Source organism: Burkholderia sp. Ac-20384 (assembly GCF_017104605.1).
Classification (GTDB): Bacteria; Pseudomonadota; Gammaproteobacteria; order Burkholderiales; family Burkholderiaceae; genus Burkholderia; species Burkholderia lata.
In genome coordinates, this window is sequence record NZ_JAAGPE010000074.1 from 20,810 (window position 1) to 37,661 (window position 16,852).

Annotated in this window: 13 protein-coding genes; 5 read left to right on the top strand and 8 right to left on the bottom strand. The window is 57.7% G+C overall.

The features are described 5' to 3' along the window. Positions 1 to 44: 44 nt before the first annotated feature. On the bottom strand, positions 45 to 356 hold the full coding sequence (locus tag G3O00_RS16760) for a winged helix-turn-helix transcriptional regulator (RefSeq protein ID WP_241025182.1): 312 nt from the start codon (positions 354 to 356) through the stop codon (positions 45 to 47). A gap of 257 nt (positions 357 to 613) precedes the next feature. Here G3O00_RS16760 and G3O00_RS16765 point away from each other — a divergent pair, with 257 nt between their 5' ends. After that, complete coding sequence (locus G3O00_RS16765; protein WP_206143666.1) at positions 614 to 1,156, top strand: carboxymuconolactone decarboxylase family protein; 543 nt, start codon at positions 614 to 616, stop codon at positions 1,154 to 1,156. Between the two features lie 34 nt (positions 1,157 to 1,190). Here the strand turns inward: G3O00_RS16765 and G3O00_RS16770 are convergent, their stop codons facing one another. Further along, the gene (locus tag G3O00_RS16770; protein WP_174932627.1) at positions 1,191 to 1,697 is read right to left on the bottom strand and encodes a helix-turn-helix domain-containing protein; all 507 of its coding nucleotides are present in this window, start codon (positions 1,695 to 1,697) and stop codon (positions 1,191 to 1,193) included. Between the two features lie 160 nt (positions 1,698 to 1,857). Here G3O00_RS16770 and G3O00_RS16775 point away from each other — a divergent pair, with 160 nt between their 5' ends. From G3O00_RS16775 to G3O00_RS16785, 3 genes are all read left to right on the top strand, one after another. Continuing rightward, positions 1,858 to 2,649 carry an SDR family NAD(P)-dependent oxidoreductase gene (locus G3O00_RS16775; protein ID WP_206143667.1) on the top strand — a complete coding sequence of 264 codons (792 nt, stop codon included), beginning with the start codon at positions 1,858 to 1,860 and terminating at the stop codon, positions 2,647 to 2,649. 38 nt (positions 2,650 to 2,687) lie between these two features. Next, entirely contained in the window at positions 2,688 to 3,107 is a 420-nt protein-coding gene (locus tag G3O00_RS16780) for a tautomerase family protein (protein ID WP_174932631.1), read from the top strand. Between the two features lie 91 nt (positions 3,108 to 3,198). Further along, positions 3,199 to 3,522 (top strand): hypothetical protein, encoded by a 324-nt coding sequence (locus G3O00_RS16785; RefSeq protein WP_206143668.1) that lies wholly within the window; start codon positions 3,199 to 3,201, stop codon positions 3,520 to 3,522. 140 nt (positions 3,523 to 3,662) lie between these two features. On the opposite strand, the gene G3O00_RS16790 is transcribed toward G3O00_RS16785, so the two are convergent. Beyond that, positions 3,663 to 5,108 carry an APC family permease gene (locus G3O00_RS16790; protein WP_206143669.1) on the bottom strand — a complete coding sequence of 482 codons (1,446 nt, stop codon included), beginning with the start codon at positions 5,106 to 5,108 and terminating at the stop codon, positions 3,663 to 3,665. Positions 5,109 to 5,135: 27 nt separating this feature from the next. Continuing rightward, complete coding sequence (locus tag G3O00_RS16795) at positions 5,136 to 6,695, bottom strand: carboxylesterase/lipase family protein (RefSeq protein WP_241025183.1); 1,560 nt, start codon at positions 6,693 to 6,695, stop codon at positions 5,136 to 5,138. 162 nt (positions 6,696 to 6,857) lie between these two features. Here G3O00_RS16795 and G3O00_RS16800 point away from each other — a divergent pair, with 162 nt between their 5' ends. Continuing rightward, positions 6,858 to 7,412 carry a TetR/AcrR family transcriptional regulator gene (locus tag G3O00_RS16800; protein ID WP_206143671.1) on the top strand — a complete coding sequence of 185 codons (555 nt, stop codon included), beginning with the start codon at positions 6,858 to 6,860 and terminating at the stop codon, positions 7,410 to 7,412. Positions 7,413 to 9,281: 1,869 nt separating this feature from the next. On the opposite strand, the gene G3O00_RS16810 is transcribed toward G3O00_RS16800, so the two are convergent. The 4 genes from G3O00_RS16810 to G3O00_RS16825 all read right to left on the bottom strand — a co-directional run bounded on the left by G3O00_RS16810 (position 9,282) and on the right by G3O00_RS16825 (position 15,830). Continuing rightward, complete coding sequence (locus G3O00_RS16810; protein ID WP_206143673.1) at positions 9,282 to 10,661, bottom strand: TniQ family protein; 1,380 nt, start codon at positions 10,659 to 10,661, stop codon at positions 9,282 to 9,284. Positions 10,662 to 10,707: 46 nt separating this feature from the next. After that, positions 10,708 to 12,288 carry an ATP-binding protein gene (locus G3O00_RS16815; RefSeq protein ID WP_206143674.1) on the bottom strand — a complete coding sequence of 527 codons (1,581 nt, stop codon included), beginning with the start codon at positions 12,286 to 12,288 and terminating at the stop codon, positions 10,708 to 10,710. An 82-nt stretch (positions 12,289 to 12,370) separates the two neighbouring features. Beyond that, entirely contained in the window at positions 12,371 to 14,761 is a 2,391-nt protein-coding gene (locus tag G3O00_RS16820) for a hypothetical protein (protein WP_206143675.1), read from the bottom strand. A 1-nt stretch (position 14,762) separates the two neighbouring features. Then, complete coding sequence (locus G3O00_RS16825) at positions 14,763 to 15,830, bottom strand: TnsA endonuclease N-terminal domain-containing protein (protein ID WP_206143676.1); 1,068 nt, start codon at positions 15,828 to 15,830, stop codon at positions 14,763 to 14,765. Positions 15,831 to 16,852: the final 1,022 nt, after the last annotated feature.

The following is a 16,852-nucleotide window of genomic DNA, read 5'->3' on the forward strand; positions in this document are numbered from 1 at the left end:
CATGACATTGCGAGGCGCACCCGCGCGCCGATCGTGTCGATCGATCAGCGTTCCTGACCGGATTGCTCGCGATCGGCCGCGTCGAACCCGTCCGGGTCGCGCTTCGCCCATTGTTTTGCCCACCCCAGCAACGGCTGCAATGCCGCCTCGAGCCGCCGGCCTTCAGCGGTCATGCAGTAGCCGCCTTCGCCATGCTCGACGAGGCCCGACGCCTTGAGCTCGGCCAGCCGCATGTTGAGCAGGCGCGCGTTCGTTTCGCAGGCTTCCTGCAGTGCGCGGAATGTGAGCGGCTCGCCGCGCAGCTCCCACAGGATGCGCAGCGTGGTGCGCCGCCCGAGCAGATCCAGCACGACCATGATGGGTCGTCCCGTCTTCGATCCGCGGACTCGTTGTCCGATCTTGGGTGTGGTCATGCTGTACTTTTTAAAGCATCCATCGCGTGACGTCAACGAATCGATGCGATGTCGTACGCATGCCACATTGCAGTGCCGAGGGGATTTTCTTCCTTCTTGCTTTACTTTTTAAAGCACGCCACCTACGCTACCGACTCAGCCATCGGCGACTGCGAGCAGTCACGCGCCCCCGCCATGAGCACGAGCACGAAGGAGTTCACATGACTCAGCGTATCGCATGCGCAGTGCCGCCGTTCGCCCCCGACATCGCCACGTCGATCGACCGGATCATGCGCGGCCGCCCGCCGTTGCGCCTCTTCACCACGCTGGCACGCGATGCGCGCCTGTTCACGAAGTTCTTCGCCGCCGGCCTGCTGGACAAAGGCCACCTCGATATCCGGCAACGCGAGATCGTCATCGACCGCACCACCGCGCTGTGCCGGTCCGAATACGAATGGGGCGTGCATGTCTCCGTGTTTTCGCCGGCCGCGGGCTTGACCCGCGAACAGATTCACTCGCTGGCCCGCGGCTCGGCCGACGACGCATGCTGGAGCGATGAGGATCGGTTGCTGATCCGGCTGTCCGACACACTGCATCGGCAGTGCGATATCGACGACGACCTTTGGCAGGCGTTGCGCCCGCATTACAGCGACGAGGCGCTGCTCGAGCTGCTGATGCTCGCAGGCTTCTACCGGACCGTCAGCTACCTCACCAACGGGCTGCGCCTGCCGCCGGAGCCGGGCGCCGCGCGATTCCCGTCATGAACCGCGAGCCGGCAGCGCGACGGCAATTCATGCGTCACGATTCGCCGCGACGCGCGCGCGTCTTCTCGAGCCGCCAGTGCATGACCTCGTCCGCACCGGGCCCGGCCTCCACGCGCAGGTCCGTCCAGTCGATCGGGCTGCCCGTCTCGGCATCGACCACCGCGAGCCGTACCGCATGCCCCGAGCGCGCCTCCATGAAACGGAGCGGCGGCGCTTTCGATTCCGCCCGCCCCCAGGCATCGCCGACCTGCGCGAGCGCCATCAGCACGATGCCGATGTCGCGGCCGCGCGGCGTCAGATGGTATTCGTACCGGTCGGGGCGCGACTGATACAGCCTGCGCTCGATCAGCCCCCTGCCTTCGAGCGCCTTCAGCCGGTCCGACAACGTCGCATGGGTCACGCCCGTGGACTGGCGCAGATCGTCGTAACGCGCCAGGCCGAGCGCCAGATCGCGCACGATCAGCGTGCTCCATCGATCGCCGAGCGCGTCGAGCACGCTGGCGATCGAGCAGGTCATGCCGTCAAAACTCTTGGATTTCATCGCGAATCACCTTTCCTGACTTCGACGCGCAGCCCATGTCGGCGCGCGCGGCGGTAATCGTATCGCATCCGGCCATGCTTGACGGCGCGTCGCCCGCCACTTACTCTGATAATAAGAGTAACGAGAAACCTTGTCAGTCCAACCCCCTGGAGGTTTGAACATGCAACAAGAAGATCGAGGCGTGATGGTCGTCACTGGCGCGTCGTCGGGTATTGGCGCCGTCTATGCGGATCGTCTCGCCGCTCGCGGCTACGACCTGATCCTGGTTGCGCGCCGGCACGAGCGACTCGCGGCGCTCGCCGACCGGCTCCGGTCCGCATACGGCTGCGATGCGCAGGCTGTCGCCGCCGACCTGTCGAGCCACGACGGCGTCGCGCAAGTGGAGACGCTGATCGACGGCACCGTCGAGTTCGCCGGCATCGTCAATGCCGCCGGCCTCGGCGCACTGGGCCTGTCGGCAACGGTCGACCCGGCCGCCGTCGACGCGATGATCCGCGTCAACGTGCTCGCGCTGACCCGGCTCTCGCTCGCGGCCGCGCGCCGCTGCAGCGCTACGGGACGCGGCATGATCGTGAACATCGGGTCGATCGTCACGCTGATGCCCGTGCCCGGTGCGGGCGGATACAGCGGCTCGAAGGCGTACGTGCTCAATTTCACGCGTTCGCTGCACGCCGAGCTTGCACCGCGCGGCATCGCGGTTCAGGCCGTCATGCCCGGGCCGGTGCGCACGGAGTTTTTCGGCAACGCCGCCGCGCCGTTCCCGGATGCGCTGTTCATGTCGCCGGAAACGCTCGTCGACACCGCGCTGCACGCACTGGATCACGAGGAATCCGTGTGCTTTCCGACGCTCCACGATCTCGGCGCCTGGCAACAGTTCGACGGCGCGCGCGGCCACCTCCTTCACGCCGTCACGCGGGATGGCCAGCCCGCCGCGCGTTACAGCGCAATCTGAGGCCACATCCGCTCTCTTTCACGAACCGGGGAACACACATGCCGCTCTGGAACATCTACCATCCCGAACACACCTATACCGACGCCGACAAGCTGGAGATCGCCGAACGCATCGTCGGCTTCTACGACGGATTTCTGCCGCGCTTTTACGTGAACGTGCTGTTCCAGCCGCTGCCGAGCGCGTCGTTCCTGATCGGCGGCAAGCCGACCGACGACTTCGTGCGGATCCGGGTCGACCATATTGCGCGGCAGATCGAAGACCCTGCCGAGCAGGCGCGGTTCATGCAGCATGTCGGCCAGCGCCTCGCGCCGTTCATCGGCGAGCGCGGCCTGCGCTGGGAAATCCATATCGGCGAAACGCCGTTCGGGCTGTGGACGATCGAGGGGCTGCGCCCGCCGCGGCCCGGCACGCCGGCCGATCTCAAGTGGCGTACGGAAAACCGGCCGTCACCGTACTGAGAAACGGCGCCTCCCGGGGCCCGCAGACTGACCCGGAAGCCCCCGGAGGCATCCCCGCCGCACCCCACGATTCCCGAATGGAGGCACTGCCGTGATCACCGAAATCGTCTTCTTCAAGCTGCAGCCCGACGTCGACCTGCCCACGCTGCGGGAGCGCTATGAGGCGACCGCCACGAAGTGGGCCGTGAACCCGGACCTGCTGCACAAGTGGTACTTCTACGACGCGGCAACGCACGAAGGCGGCGGCGTGTACGTGTGGCGCACACGCGAAGCCGCCGCTCGCTGGCATGGCGACGACTACAAGGCGATGGTCGAGCGGGTGTACGGCTTTCCGCCGGTGATACGCGTGCTCGATACGGTCGCGCATGTCGATGCGACGCAGGGGCGGTACGAGATCGTCGGCCTGTCGGGCTGAAGCCGACGTGCACGGATGCGGGGCTCGTCGGTCGAACCGAACCTCCCCTGGATCACGAGTCCGGAACACCGTCTCCATGTGCTTCAATATGGATACCTTAGTGATTCGACCATGCCCGTTTCACGAACGTGTCCGTATGCTCAACTATCGTTGAGAAATCGCCCCAGGCCGTTGTACGTCGTGGGCCGCGCACGTCGCAGCCAAACCGCGAAGCACGCACCCGCGACAGCAACCGCCGGCGTCGTCCACGGCAGAAGCGAAACGACGGTCGAAGCCGTGCCGGCCATCAGCGATACGTTGCCGATCATTGCGTACAGGAAGTACGCGAATCCGGCGAAGCTCAAGGCAGGAAAAACGGCCCACCGAATGAACCGCGTTTCACGCTCGCGGCGAGCAGCGAAGAAGCGGATGACCGCCAGCGCGGTCAACGCCTGAACGCACACGATCCCGATCGCGGACGGAATGCTGAGGTAGGGTGCAATCACCATCACCGGATCGACTCGATAGGCGGCAAACAAAGCGATCAGCGCGATCATGAGCACGGACTGCAGGTTCGCGGCCCGGACGGGCAGGCCCTTCTTCTCGCTCAATTGCGCGAGCTGCCTGAACGCTATGCCGTCGCGGCCGAGCGAATACCAGTAACGCACGGTCGCATTGTTGAAACTGATGATCGCCGCGAGCATGCTGGTGATCAGCAGCGCGTTGGTGACCACCACCATCTGCTTGCCGAGCACCCGCTCCGTCACGGCGAACCACAGATCCGCGGGAGACTTCACCGCCAGCGCGACGACTTCGGCATAGCCGAACGCATTGGACATCTGCACCGTCGACACGACATAGATCGCCATGATGACTGCGACGCTGACGTAGGTCGCAATCGGAATGGAGCGGCCCGGATTGCGGACATCGTTCGCGTAGATCACCGTCGTCTCGAAGCCCATGTAGGCGACCACGACGAACACCAGCGACGTGCCGAACTTCCCGGTGAACACGTTCGCGGGGTGCAGCGGCGCGAGGCTGAAGTGCTCGACCCCACCGCCCGTGGCCGCGACCTTGAGGTTGAATGCGACGATCAGCGCGATCTCGACGATCATCAGCAGGAACAGCACGGCGCCGTTGAACTGGACGTTGTTGATCGCGAACGCATGCACGATGGCTGCCGCGCAGAGTGTGCTGACCCACCACGGCACAGCCAGGCCGGCGAGGTTATTGATGAAATAGCTGATATAGAACCCGAGCAACGCGTAACACGCGAGCGTGATCACAAAATACGACGCGACCGCCATGAACGCGGCGCCGACACCCGCCGGCCGGCCAAGCCCCTGCCCGACGTACGCATACAGCGCGCCTGCATTCCCCACATGACGGCTCATCGCCGTGAAGCCGACCGCAAAGCACAGGTAGATCAGGCCGACGCACAGGTAGGAACCGGCGATGCCGATGCCGTTGCCGTACGCGACGCCGTACGGCACGCATCCGATCAGACTGGTGAGGGGCCCGTTGGTGGCCAGGACGAAAAATACGATCGCGATCCAGTTCAGGGGGCGCGTGGATGGGGATTCCGAGGTTACCGCTGACGTCTCCATGTCTGCTCCTTGTCGATGATGTATGTGTCACGCGCCCGCGCGCGCCGCGAACAGCGCCCGCCGGCGCTCGGCATCCGGATCCTCCTCGACGCGGCAGACCCGATCGAAAATGCGTGTCGCACGCGCGTCCGGTGTGTAGTGCGGCCAAGCCGACCCGCCGCCGGCAGACGGATCGCCGTATCGGGCGAAATCTGCCCACGCGCGCTGCACGCGTGCAGCCAGGTCGAACCGCTCGCCATGCGTGTCATCCGAATACCGCGCGCTCGGGAGATCCGCGTCATCCCAGGCCGGCAACGGGTAGTCGAGCATGCCGAATACGAACGGGATTTCGGCGCCGTGAATCGAGTAACGGCCGCCGCAGCACGGGAATGCCCAGTCGAACCGGTACATGAACGTGTTCGCATGCCGGCTGTTGCATTCCGCCAGCGCGACCGCGGGCATCCAGAACAGGACCTCGGTGAGGTCCCTGCCGACCGAGCGAGGCGGTATCGCACGCGTACGCCATGCGACGTCAGCCGTTGCGCTCGCATCGTCCGGGTCGATGCTGAATGGCCTCAGGCCGTCCTCCAGCGCATCGCGGTAGCCGCCCGGCTCGAGCGGGCCGTGCGCGAGCAGCCGCGGCGCCAGGAAGTACGCCGACTCGTGCCGGGTCGTGCCGATCATCATCGGCACCGATGCACGCAGGATTCTCGACGCATCGATGACGATACCGTCGTCGACGGGCCAGAACGCGGTATAGCCGTACCGGTCGATCAGGCGGCGCGCGGCCGCAAGAACCTGTTCCTCGCCAATCGTATCGAGTGTGCGGATGTCGGCGCCAAGCATCGACAGGAACGCATCGGCCCTGACCTTTGCCTGCGCGCGCGACAGCATGGTCAGAAAGGCTCCGCTCTGGACGATCGCCTTGTGAAACAGGCCTTCGGCCGACGGCATCATCGTGAGCGCACAGATCTTCCCGCCGCCGCCCGATTCGCCGAACAGCGTCACGTTGCCTGCATCGCCGCCGAACGCACCGATGTGTGCCGCAATCCATTCGAGCGCCAGCACGATATCCTGCTGCCCCACGTTCGCTGCAGACGAAGGGCTGTCGCCCCGATCGCCGAAGTGCAGGTAACCGAACGCGTTGAGGCGATGGTTGATCGACACGACCACCACCTGCTCCTTCTCGGCGAGCACGCGTCCGTCGTACAGGGGCAGGTTGGCGGACCCGGACAGATAGGCGCCGCCATGCACCCACACCATCACCGGCAAGCGATCGCCGGGCGCCGCCGACGCAGGCGTCCAGACGTTGAGATTGAGACAGTCCAGCGAGTGATCTCCATCGAATTGCCATGCGGGCAAGTCGTCGTTGACCTGCGGACACGCATCTCCGTAGCTGCGGCAATCGCGGATTCCGTCCCATGCCGGCGCCGGCACGGGCGGCCTGAACCGCAGGTCGCCGATCGCAGCCTTTCCGTAAGGAATGCCAAGAAATCGGCAAATGCCATCCTGGCAGTTGCCGCGGATCCTGCCCTGCGGAAGCGTCAGCACGCCGCCGTGGCGCTCGATGCAGTCGTCGATCGTGGGGAGGCTTGCATGTTCGTTCATCGTTCTATCCATGCCCGGGTAGAGGGGTTCGAGGTTCGCTGGCACAAACTATACCGTCCAGCCGGTACAGTACCGAACTCAAAAAAAATGGCAAAGGGAATTTGTATAATGCACCGTCCAGCCGGTACGGCTCATTTCAGTACATTTTCCGCGCAATTCCCGATGAATGAGAATATCGATAGCGAAATTGGCGATACCAAGAGAAAAATATTCGAAGCCTCGCAAAAAATCCTGCAGGACAAAGGCATCCTGGGATTAACCCTTGCAGAGGCCGCGTCGGTTGCGGGCATCAGCAAGGGGGGGCTGCTCTATCACTTCTCGAGCAAGTCGGAACTCCTCGCAGGGCTGCTGCATTTCGAAGCGACCACCTTCGAGCAGGCCGTCACCGACGCCGCGCTGGCGGACGGCCAGCCCGGGGCCTGGACCCGCGCGTACATCGTCGCAAGCTCCGAGCAAGCGCTCCAGGGCAGGAGCTTGTCGGCCGTGATCGGCAGCCTGCTCCTGGAGCCGAGCCTGCTCCCCGTCTATGCGGGCCACGCTGCCCGCTGGACGGAATTGCTGAGCCGGGACGCGTTGCCGGAACGGACCGCGCGGATCATCCGCTTTGCCGTTGAAGGACTGTGGTTCGATGAAGTGTGTGGGGTACGCCCACTGGACCCGACGCAGCGCAAGGAATTCATCGACGAATTGCTGGCGATGACACGCTCGAACGGCTGAAGCCCGCCGACGTGCGGCGGGCGCGTACCGGACCCCCGTCGATTCGGCAAGCCACCGGTTCAAATGACGAAGGTGCGGCGCGCAACACGTTCCGCCGCGCCCTCGCCATTTCCGTCGCGCAGCTCATGGTCGGTAGAGGCCGTCCATGAACTCCCCTGCTTCCATCAAGCTCCCCGACCTGCCCCCGATTTTTGTCCGAAGCAGCTTGAGCGTCCATCGTTGCCAGCCGCTGCGTGTCACGCCTCGCCGAACGATCCTGGCGTCAGATCACCCGGCCAGCCTCGAAGCCCCGCGACAGCCGTTCGCTATTGTGAACGCACATAAATGTCCACACTTGAATTTCCAGTTAACATGGGGAACAGGAATTCCCTGACTACGACCATATGTCACTGAAAGTTGGCACTTGAATCGCAATGTAGTTGGATAAAGATCGCGAAACACACAAGAGTCTGCACTCGGTAGTAGCTACGTTAGATCACGAAGCTATGTAAAACAGGGACACCTCGCAAGGCAGGAGAGTACAGGGCAATGATCGATTTCTCTGCCCCGCGGTAGAAATTTAAACACCTCGGCTTCGCCTGGTGTTGCCTAGCCCCCCAATGCAATCGCCCCCCGCCTGCGCCGACTCAACGGCTGATATGAAGGAAATGTTTTACAGTTCTCTCTGGTACGTTTATTTGGTGAGCGATGACTCGACACCTCATCCCTAGTTCATGTAATCGAAGCACCTCTCTAAGGTAATCTGGGCCCCATCGAGTAATGCGCACCGGCGTGAATCCCGCCCCCGTATCCCTACACCAAAAATGCATGCCGCAGTCGCACACCGCACGTACTCGATCCAAATCCCAACGCGCCGTTTTAACGGCGTGACCAGCACCGTGCCGTGCCATTTTACTCGGACAAGTCAAATGCGGAACCTTTTTACGCGGCATCTTAACCCTTATTTCTTCCGGTTTTGAATAATTATAGATATCCATGAAACATCTATTCGCCACGAGGCGCGGGGTTTCCCGAACGATTCGCATAAGTGACAGCGCAATTACTTTTCTAATTGGATTCCCCATTTTATTCAAGTTGATAAAAAAATTGCGCCACTCCGGAATAATTGCATGCCTATTTATATAATCACTCCCGAAGCAATTCACAATCAATCTTTCCATGCAAGCCCCATACCTCAAGCCAACCAAGTATCGAGACGCCTCACCCATAAAATCCCAAAATTCACTTGGAAACGTCAAAGCGTTAATCGAGAGACCACCTTTTATAAGCTCCGATGAAACTTGCGCAACCACACGACAATTTTTCTTTTGCAAACCAGTCAATCGAATGTTGATCCGCGATGCTCCGAGTCGAATAGCTGTAGAAGGTGATATATATCCCATAGTTCCATTGTCGACGTATCTATCGAGTTCCCATAGCATTTCGCCATGCAAATGACAGACAATTACGCCAGGGAGCTGATGACTACGTCGCCAATGAGGGTATCCATCTGATAACTTGTCCTCGCGAAGGCACACCGGACAAAATCTGTGTCCGTGCCAGGGTTTTGTCCAAGTCGTTATCGGACGCGCCATTGTTACTCCATTAGGCGATAATCCACACGTCCTCTCCAAGATCCGCTTTGTTCGATCGGGCGTGAGCATCGATGAAAAATACGGGAAATCCGTCATACTTTCAGCAATCTCTGTCGGTGACAGGCACCAACACCCCTTTGTCTCTCGAGCTACGCAATCCAATCCGCCAGCCGCATAGGACGCTCTGATCCACCTCCCGAACAGGCGACGTATTGTCGGTATCAGTGGTTTAGTCGGCTCAGATTCAAGATAGCGAGCCACGACACCAAAGAGCGGCTCATCGTCTAGAGGCTCATCAAGATAGATCGCCATTCTCCGTACCCTTTGAAAAGGCACACCTTGATGGGATAAGGTGACTCGGCAAACTGCGCGCTAGTTCAGCGACGACACACCAGTGACCGCGGTCGTTCGTCAGCGCCGTATTCGCGTCGACGTAACGATCGACGAGTTCGATCCATGCCGCTAGGTGTTTTGCACGTGTCCGCTGGCATCTCCACGAGCCGACCTCATTTTGAACTCTCAACATATTTTCCAGCCGCTCCTTCTCAACACTCAAGTGATGACTCACCTTATTCGTCGAATATCCTCGCGCGATAAGATACCCAGCCGCGATCGCTAGATCGACACCGTCATGCGTCGGCTTCAACACATCGGCGCCCTCAGGGCAGTTATGGAAATAAATAAAAGAGAAACCGCACGAACATATATAATGCGATTCACATTCGCCGATCTCCCGAATTAAAAGTCGATGCTGAAAATCGACCACCGACGCAGCCCTGGGGCATATTGGAGTGACCAGTCTTCGAATTCTGCCAACATTTTCTTGCAGCAAGAATTCCAAGAGCAAATATTTCAATGCACTGCCAGATTCACTCTTAGTCCGCCAAAACGCCCTGCGTATCCAATAATCATTGTGCAACGATACGCCAATCCTTTCAAAATACGCACAACCCATTAGCCTCGTAAGATCCCCCATCATATCCCTGAATTCGACGGATTTTCCATTCGCGTATCCGATGGCTCGCGCACAATCGATTCGTGCCGCTCTTTCAAGATACTGGCTAGCATTCTTTCGACGGGTTAGCACATTTCTCGAGAGCATTGCAAATCTACGTCGTGCCTCCTGTTGATTTGACGAACCCACGGGTTCAATGCTATTCCCCACATCAAACCGTCGACCTGATTTAATCAATGATTGCGCGGCGCCACAGCCGCTATAGTTAAGCGGGCACTGATGCAATAAGCATGTGAGGACACCGGGTAATTGATGGGCCCGCCGCCAATATCGTGGAATATCAAAAGCGATATCCTCTTTCCAGCACACCTCGCAATGTCTCATACCAAGGCGACCCGGAGTTGCCCTGCTTAACCATGTCGGCTGCTTGGCAGAACCACCTTGTCTGGTCTCCCCTAGTTTCGGACCACACAACTCGGCATAGTATGGGTAAAGCGTCAACCTCTCGCGAATTTCATCTACGCTCATTCCCCATACCATAGCCGTTTCGGTTGCTATGCGATCCAGTCCACGTGTAATACCAGTCAATAGGCCAGCATCCGAGCCTGACGGGTACTTCTGAAATGCGCTCCGCGACGTCACTTTCGCGTCCTCGAGATATCTTGCGACAACACTGAACAAGGCCTCGTCAGGCAAAGGTTCATCGAGAAAAACCGTCATGCGATTCTCCATCGCCCTATCTGATGAGAAACACCTACTGAACCGATCAGACTTTCCTAGAAATCACTCTTGGTCGCCCCTTCCGTTTGATAGGCACGCTCTGGGATGCGTCAACGGGCGACAATGCTCGACGAATCACGTCCTCAAATGAGAGCGTGCGGTCGATTTCCAGGATTCGACGTACTAGAGACTCAGCCTCAATTTCTGACCGTCCCATTTCAATCAACACTGCTACGGCGGCAGAGAATGATTCCAAAAAGGCATCATCCACCAGTTTCGTACCGATCTGCAGCCGTCGCTTCTCACGCGCCACTCTCTCCCGGAATGCCTCGACGTCCGCAGTTGCGAGGTCTACGCATTTCGCCAATGTTACATAATCTCTAGTCCGCAATGCCTGCAGCAGATTTTCTACTGGACCGAAACCAGCCTCGACAGCCTCCCGAACAAGCGCCGGCGTAACACTCCTACTCCCAGCCTGCACCCCCCTATACTGCGTTAGCTTCCATGCCATTTTTGCAAATGCCGGCAATCCGGCACTCACTTCATGCAATACTTTCATGATTTCTTCTGAATCACTTGGTGGAATCGGGAGAAAATCTATGCTAATAATCGCGCTTGCCAGACGTTTCCATAGCTTACCCATGGAGAATGGCCCCATCTCAATAGCCCCGTCACTAGATGAACGACGAGTAGTACGAAAGCTCCGGACCATGTACTCGCGAGCCTCGGGTGTCCCGAGCAAGATGAACGTACAGTTGTTACTATTCAGTAAATTCGTGAGAAAATCGATCAGTTGTGTTTTATCTGCCGCCTTCAAGGCAAACTGAATTTCATCAATCACCAAAACACCTACAAAATGGCGACGCAACACATCCTCAACCTTTAAAATATAATCTGTCGTATTGGATCTAGATGATATTTCCTCGACATAGTACGTTCCAAGGTATAGATCGAACCAATGCAGAATTCCTTTCATCAGAGTTAGCACTGACCCGTTGGCGGGACAGGAAACAAAAGCCCATACCACCTGCACGAATCTTGCTGGAACTCCCTCGTACTCTCGATGCTCAACGATCATTGGAAACGTACTCAGTACCATTTTCGCCAATGTCGTTTTTCCCGCTCCTGAAATGCCAAAGACAAATCTACTGAGCGCGTGGGAATCTCCCGGAAGACAGATCGGTCGAGGGGAGCCCGCCTGTACTAACGCATAGTTTTCTTGTGCTCGTTTCCTCAGGGAGCGGGTCGGTACTAGACCGGAGTAGCGATGCCGGATCGCGGTGTGCAGCCAACTCAGCAGTTCCACCAGTTCGGCCTGTAGCACTAGCACCTGAGAGATGCGACTGATGGCAAGAATCTTTCGGTCTATCGGCCAATTTCGATAGAGCTGGGCGTGAGGTACGTTAAATGCCGCCGCCATTCCATTGAGAATCGGTTTCATTGGGCCGAATGGTGGCAATGCAAGAATCAGAGGATTTTCACCGTGCTCCTGCAGTTCCAGACTTGACGAATGATAAACCGCCTCGACAGACGGACAAACATTTAGAAAAATATCATCCCCTGCCAGATCAAGAGGAACATCACGATATGATTCATCACTCGAATTAGACTTTTTTGTGCCTTTCATGATAGCACTCCTAATTGATAAATTTCTACTATGTTGGAATTTCAACCACACCCATCATCATGTCATTCTTATTTTTACCCCGCTAGTCACCGAGCAAATCCAGCACATTTCGACGAAGGCTAGCCTCGATATCCGATGTGGCCTGATCCTCTTCTTGGCTCGAATCACGCCGCTTTTTCGTCAGAGGTGGTCCCTTCGATCTCCTGCTCGCATCTCGTTCTCGTTCGCGAGCCTCACGCATCCCGACTGTCTCAGGATGGGTTAGCCCCGCGTGTTTCAGAGCCACCTTTTGCTCCCTCTTTGATTTCCGACCTTCCTCTGCGTTATTGAGAATTTCCATCACTCGTTGCGGCTGCATCTTCCGCTTCTCTCGCCTTGAATTTGCACGGTCGATCAAACTTCGGATGTTCCACTCCATAAGGTCAACATCGCCTGGCATCTGCTTGTTGGTTCCCGCTTGATAGCCGTACTCAAGGCGCCCCTTCCCCTCCAATAAGATGCGGGACATGTCACCTGGATTGAACTGAATTGGTACTGGTTCACGAGCGTCTCGCCCCCAACAATGAATGAGCGTGCTTTCGATATAGGGAGACGTGTAATACACCCCCTGCCATAGAAGCCCACGCTCTGTAGGTAGGGCAGTCGAATGTGGCCAGGTCGCCATACGGACTTCGTCTAGCGAATGGTGACGCAACGACCCTGTACGATTTTCCATGCCCCAGTTCCATCGATTGAGTGGTGTATCCGCCATGCCCTGGAAGATCATGTCTGGCTCCGCGCCTTCCCGCCCGATAGGCGTTTGAATATAGACGAGGATGGCCCTTATCAATTTCTTAGTGAACTCGCTGAGCGTGTCGGTTGCATCCCATGCATAGTGAGGGGCCCCACGGGCGGTCGCGTCTTTCTCCACAACACCAAAACGTGCGCGCTGGAAATGAGCCGGAATGGTGCCGAACCTGCGCTCCATCAACGCGTGCATCAATGGATCGTGCGCCTTGACGTTGCTGATCGGTAGATGCAATTGATGGTTGACTCTTTTCCATGCTTCAATCTTCATATAGTCGCTACCACGATCGGCCGACATGCCGTTTCCAGGAAGGTCGTGACAAGGCCATTGCCCTGGATCGATCTGAAGACCGTACCGTGCACAAAACTCGTCCTTGGGTGTAACGATGTTCTCGAGGACTAGCGCTACTGCCGCAAACGATGGCGGATCGAGGGTGACAAGAACACCGACAATCATGCGGCTCCAAACGTCCATCACTAAATAGACGGTGGGACGCCCTACGACAACGGTTCGGTCATATCGTGATACCAGAAACACATCCGCGACCGTGGCGTCAATCATGTATTCATTGCCAGGCCCCACACTATGCTGTAGCGCATGCCCACGCTTCGGGCGTCCCGTTAGTGCGTATTTCCGCTCCCCCATAGCGCGGCGCTTGCGGACAACAACCGGAACCCGCGTTAGCCAATAGTTTTGGAACTGCCGGACCGTGACCTCTTCAAACGGAGCCAGCTCGAGAGTGATAACTTGCCCCGTGACATCCCTTACTTCCCTCGTGCAACGGCAAACGTAGTTCAGATGGTCCACCAACCTTTGCATAGTTTGGCGCCGGCGTGGACCGTCGCGCATCGGTGGCGCATGCGGCCATTGCCCTGCACTCCTACGTTTTGACTCACCACGTTGTTTTGTCTTTTGAGCGCTACGACGTGCCGGAAAGCGCGCGTCCGGAATCTTGCGCTTGATCCGCTTAGCTAGCTTGTTGGGAATGTCAACTTGCCAAGGCCCTTCCTTGCTGGTCAGGTAGATGTCAACGTATTGCTGCAAGAGTCGGTTCAGTAGCTCGGAAGGAATTGCGTAATGGCCGCCATCGGACGATCGACGACCCGGGCGTTTTGTAAAGATTCTTTGCTTAATTTTTGCGCTTACGTCATCACTGTCACAGAAACGTGCCGGTTGCTCCATTCGACCACATCGCCAAAGGCTGCTGGCCACCGACAACGGAGTCATGCCTCGTTGCAGATAGAAACGATGTAGTCGCCGAATCAACTGTAGACTGACGCCTTGAGCCTTAGCGTGTTGTTCAAAAATTAACTTCCGAGTCGTACCAGCGTACAATAACCTTTTGAAGAGATTGCGATCCTCCACCAGCCCCTCGATTCGCTCCCAGTTCTCCACACTCTTTGACTCATGTCCCTTGGTACAAGCTATGACTCGCTTGTATGCATCAAAAGGATCGGCCTCTACACGAACAAACTGATCCTCGTTTTGATAGTCAAGCGCTATGCGCCTTAGGAACTCCTCGATGGAGACGTGTTTTATCTCCAATCGACTACCAAATACATGACACAGCGCAACGTCAGGGCCTCCGCTGCCGGCGAGCACGACTCGATACAACTTCCCGTCTGATTTATCGCACACCAGTTCTCCAACCGCCGGCAATACGAAGCGATTCCCTTTGGCTTTCATATCACCTCCGATCAGGAATTAATTCACGCGAAGTGCTCGACGATGCCTCCCAGTTACTGAGAGCGTCGTTATCGGGAATTCGTCTTTCAGTGCTAATACCACGCGCTCCTTGCCAAGTCGCTCGGACATTTTTGGCACAATCGGATTCCCGACCCGGGAATCTGTGTCTTATCTCCTGTTGTCCGCTCGAAATTCGGACAGAGCTCGCCGGTTGATTCAACAGAAGGGGCACATCAAGGGGACAAGCAATCCTACGGCTAGCGATCAATTGAAGCGCTGCTCGCACGCATTCGGCTCTCGTGAAATCACACTCACTGGCCACATAGAAGCAGGCGTCTAAGATCCATGTATAGCTGCAGCAACGCAATCGTCGACTCACGGCCTCTTGCACAATCCGCTCGCGTTCACCGAGACCGTACGCGAGAAGTTGCTCGCTAATCCCGAAGAGCTGCCAGAGATTTCGAGCGTAGAAGTCGTTCAATCCCGCCGAGTACTCCGTACGCAGTGGAATGCCTCGGCGCCGCCAATATTCCTCCAGAATCAATCGCTTTACGGAAGCTTCGATCGAACGCCTGCACACCGAAACCGACTCAATTGCGACCCACTTGCAGCCACGCGAGTCGATCTTGCTGACCATCAAATCTGTAATCAGGATGCATGGACTGCGGTCCCTATACGTCGGATGCTTTACACCTAAGAAGCGAGCGATACGCGCTGTCTCGTCAACATCCAATACTGGATAATATTCACGCAGTTCTTGCGTTCGACGGTCCCAATGCCGCTTCAGAAAAGTGGACAAGATCAAATCCGAAGCCAGCACAACCTGGCGTCCGCCGCAGCGGCTACAGCAGAACCGGTGCAGACGACCGATGCCGCGCAATTCGCTGAGCGTCCGGCCCGGCACATAGGTGCTCATCTCACCCGTGCCACGTCCCTCTTTGATGTAGCGGTCCCTGTTTTTTTGGGACAGGCGCCCTTCCTCCCATTGTGGATCGAGACCTCTGGCCCTTACCGGCTTGTTGGGATTCGTATGAACTTCGCGTGCATCGGACATGATGATGCCCTCCATTACCAGTATCGAAGCGCGGCGTAAGTCGACGAGCCAGCACGTGGCGTATTCCAGAGACGTGCTAGCTCGGTGACCAAACACTTTGAAACGCTGATCGGCACAACAGCGTTTGATGTGTGCGCAGCTCGGCGTACGTTGGGACGAGCGCCACCCACGATTTTTCAAAAAAAATCGGGGCTCGCTTGACTCTATGGGAGGGGCTGACTAGGATGGGACTGTCGATTTCGCAATTCGATCAGTTCCAAAAGGCCTTTTGGGTTGGCGCCCGAAGGCCTTTTTTCCTATCAGCTTCTCAATCTATGGTCCGTCCATAGCGATTCCTCCGCGTCCTAATCGGTACCCATTAGTGCTGCACAATGCAATCCCACCATCGCCGGCAAAAGTCCGGCGCACCTTCATAGCTGGGCAGCTTAGTGAACATGGGGCAAATAGCAAAAAAACGTACATAAAAAATGGGGCCGTTCCGGAAAGCTAAATTCGGCGGACATCTCTAGTGGTTTCTACTAGCGTGCAATGGTGTATTCCGATGCATTCCTCTGACTTGGTTAAGCATATGAATTCCTTGTCATGCAACGGATTTCGGTACTGGCGAAAGTTGCTTTCCCCGCCGGACGATGTGCAGGAAAAAAGGAAAGTGCCGATGCATCTTCGGCTGGGTGGACTACGCGGGATGGCATATGCCGCGGCGGCTGTTACCTATACACATAGAACTGCCTCATGGCTGAGCAATTTGTTCAATAGGGGTCGAACAATCCGCGGAAATCTGTCGAGCTGCCACGCTGAGCGCAATAGCAAGATCGTCTATCAATATCTACGGGGCGAACGCGAGCCGAGTTCAGGTCCGCGGGGCAAGTTCGGGCACGATCTGACCGGAACCGTGCGCGCGCTACCCGGCTGACCTGCTCCCCGCGTTTAGTACGGTGACGGTGTAGAGTCCGTTCCAGAGAGGAACGGCAATGAAAAAGCGATTCACCGAAGAGCAAATCATCAGCATCTTGAAGGAAGCCGAGGCTGGCCTGAAG

What these genes read in the sequence shown, in the direction of transcription:
- G3O00_RS16770 (WP_174932627.1), bottom strand. Translation starts at nt 1,697, where the DNA reads ATGAAATCCAAGAGTTTTGACGGCATGACCTGCTCGATCGCCAGCGTG.
- G3O00_RS16775 (WP_206143667.1), top strand. Translation starts at nt 1,858, where the DNA reads ATGCAACAAGAAGATCGAGGCGTGATGGTCGTCACTGGCGCGTCGTCG.
- G3O00_RS16825 (WP_206143676.1), bottom strand. Translation starts at nt 15,830, where the DNA reads ATGGAGGGCATCATCATGTCCGATGCACGCGAAGTTCATACGAATCCC.
- G3O00_RS16765 (WP_206143666.1), top strand. Translation starts at nt 614, where the DNA reads ATGACTCAGCGTATCGCATGCGCAGTGCCGCCGTTCGCCCCCGACATC.
- G3O00_RS16800 (WP_206143671.1), top strand. Translation starts at nt 6,858, where the DNA reads ATGAATGAGAATATCGATAGCGAAATTGGCGATACCAAGAGAAAAATA.
- G3O00_RS16810 (WP_206143673.1), bottom strand. Translation starts at nt 10,661, where the DNA reads ATGACGGTTTTTCTCGATGAACCTTTGCCTGACGAGGCCTTGTTCAGT.
- G3O00_RS16820 (WP_206143675.1), bottom strand. Translation starts at nt 14,761, where the DNA reads ATGAAAGCCAAAGGGAATCGCTTCGTATTGCCGGCGGTTGGAGAACTG.
- G3O00_RS16815 (WP_206143674.1), bottom strand. Translation starts at nt 12,288, where the DNA reads ATGAAAGGCACAAAAAAGTCTAATTCGAGTGATGAATCATATCGTGAT.
- G3O00_RS16790 (WP_206143669.1), bottom strand. Translation starts at nt 5,108, where the DNA reads ATGGAGACGTCAGCGGTAACCTCGGAATCCCCATCCACGCGCCCCCTG.
- G3O00_RS16760 (WP_241025182.1), bottom strand. Translation starts at nt 356, where the DNA reads ATGGTCGTGCTGGATCTGCTCGGGCGGCGCACCACGCTGCGCATCCTG.
- G3O00_RS16780 (WP_174932631.1), top strand. Translation starts at nt 2,688, where the DNA reads ATGCCGCTCTGGAACATCTACCATCCCGAACACACCTATACCGACGCC.
- G3O00_RS16795 (WP_241025183.1), bottom strand. Translation starts at nt 6,695, where the DNA reads ATGAACGAACATGCAAGCCTCCCCACGATCGACGACTGCATCGAGCGC.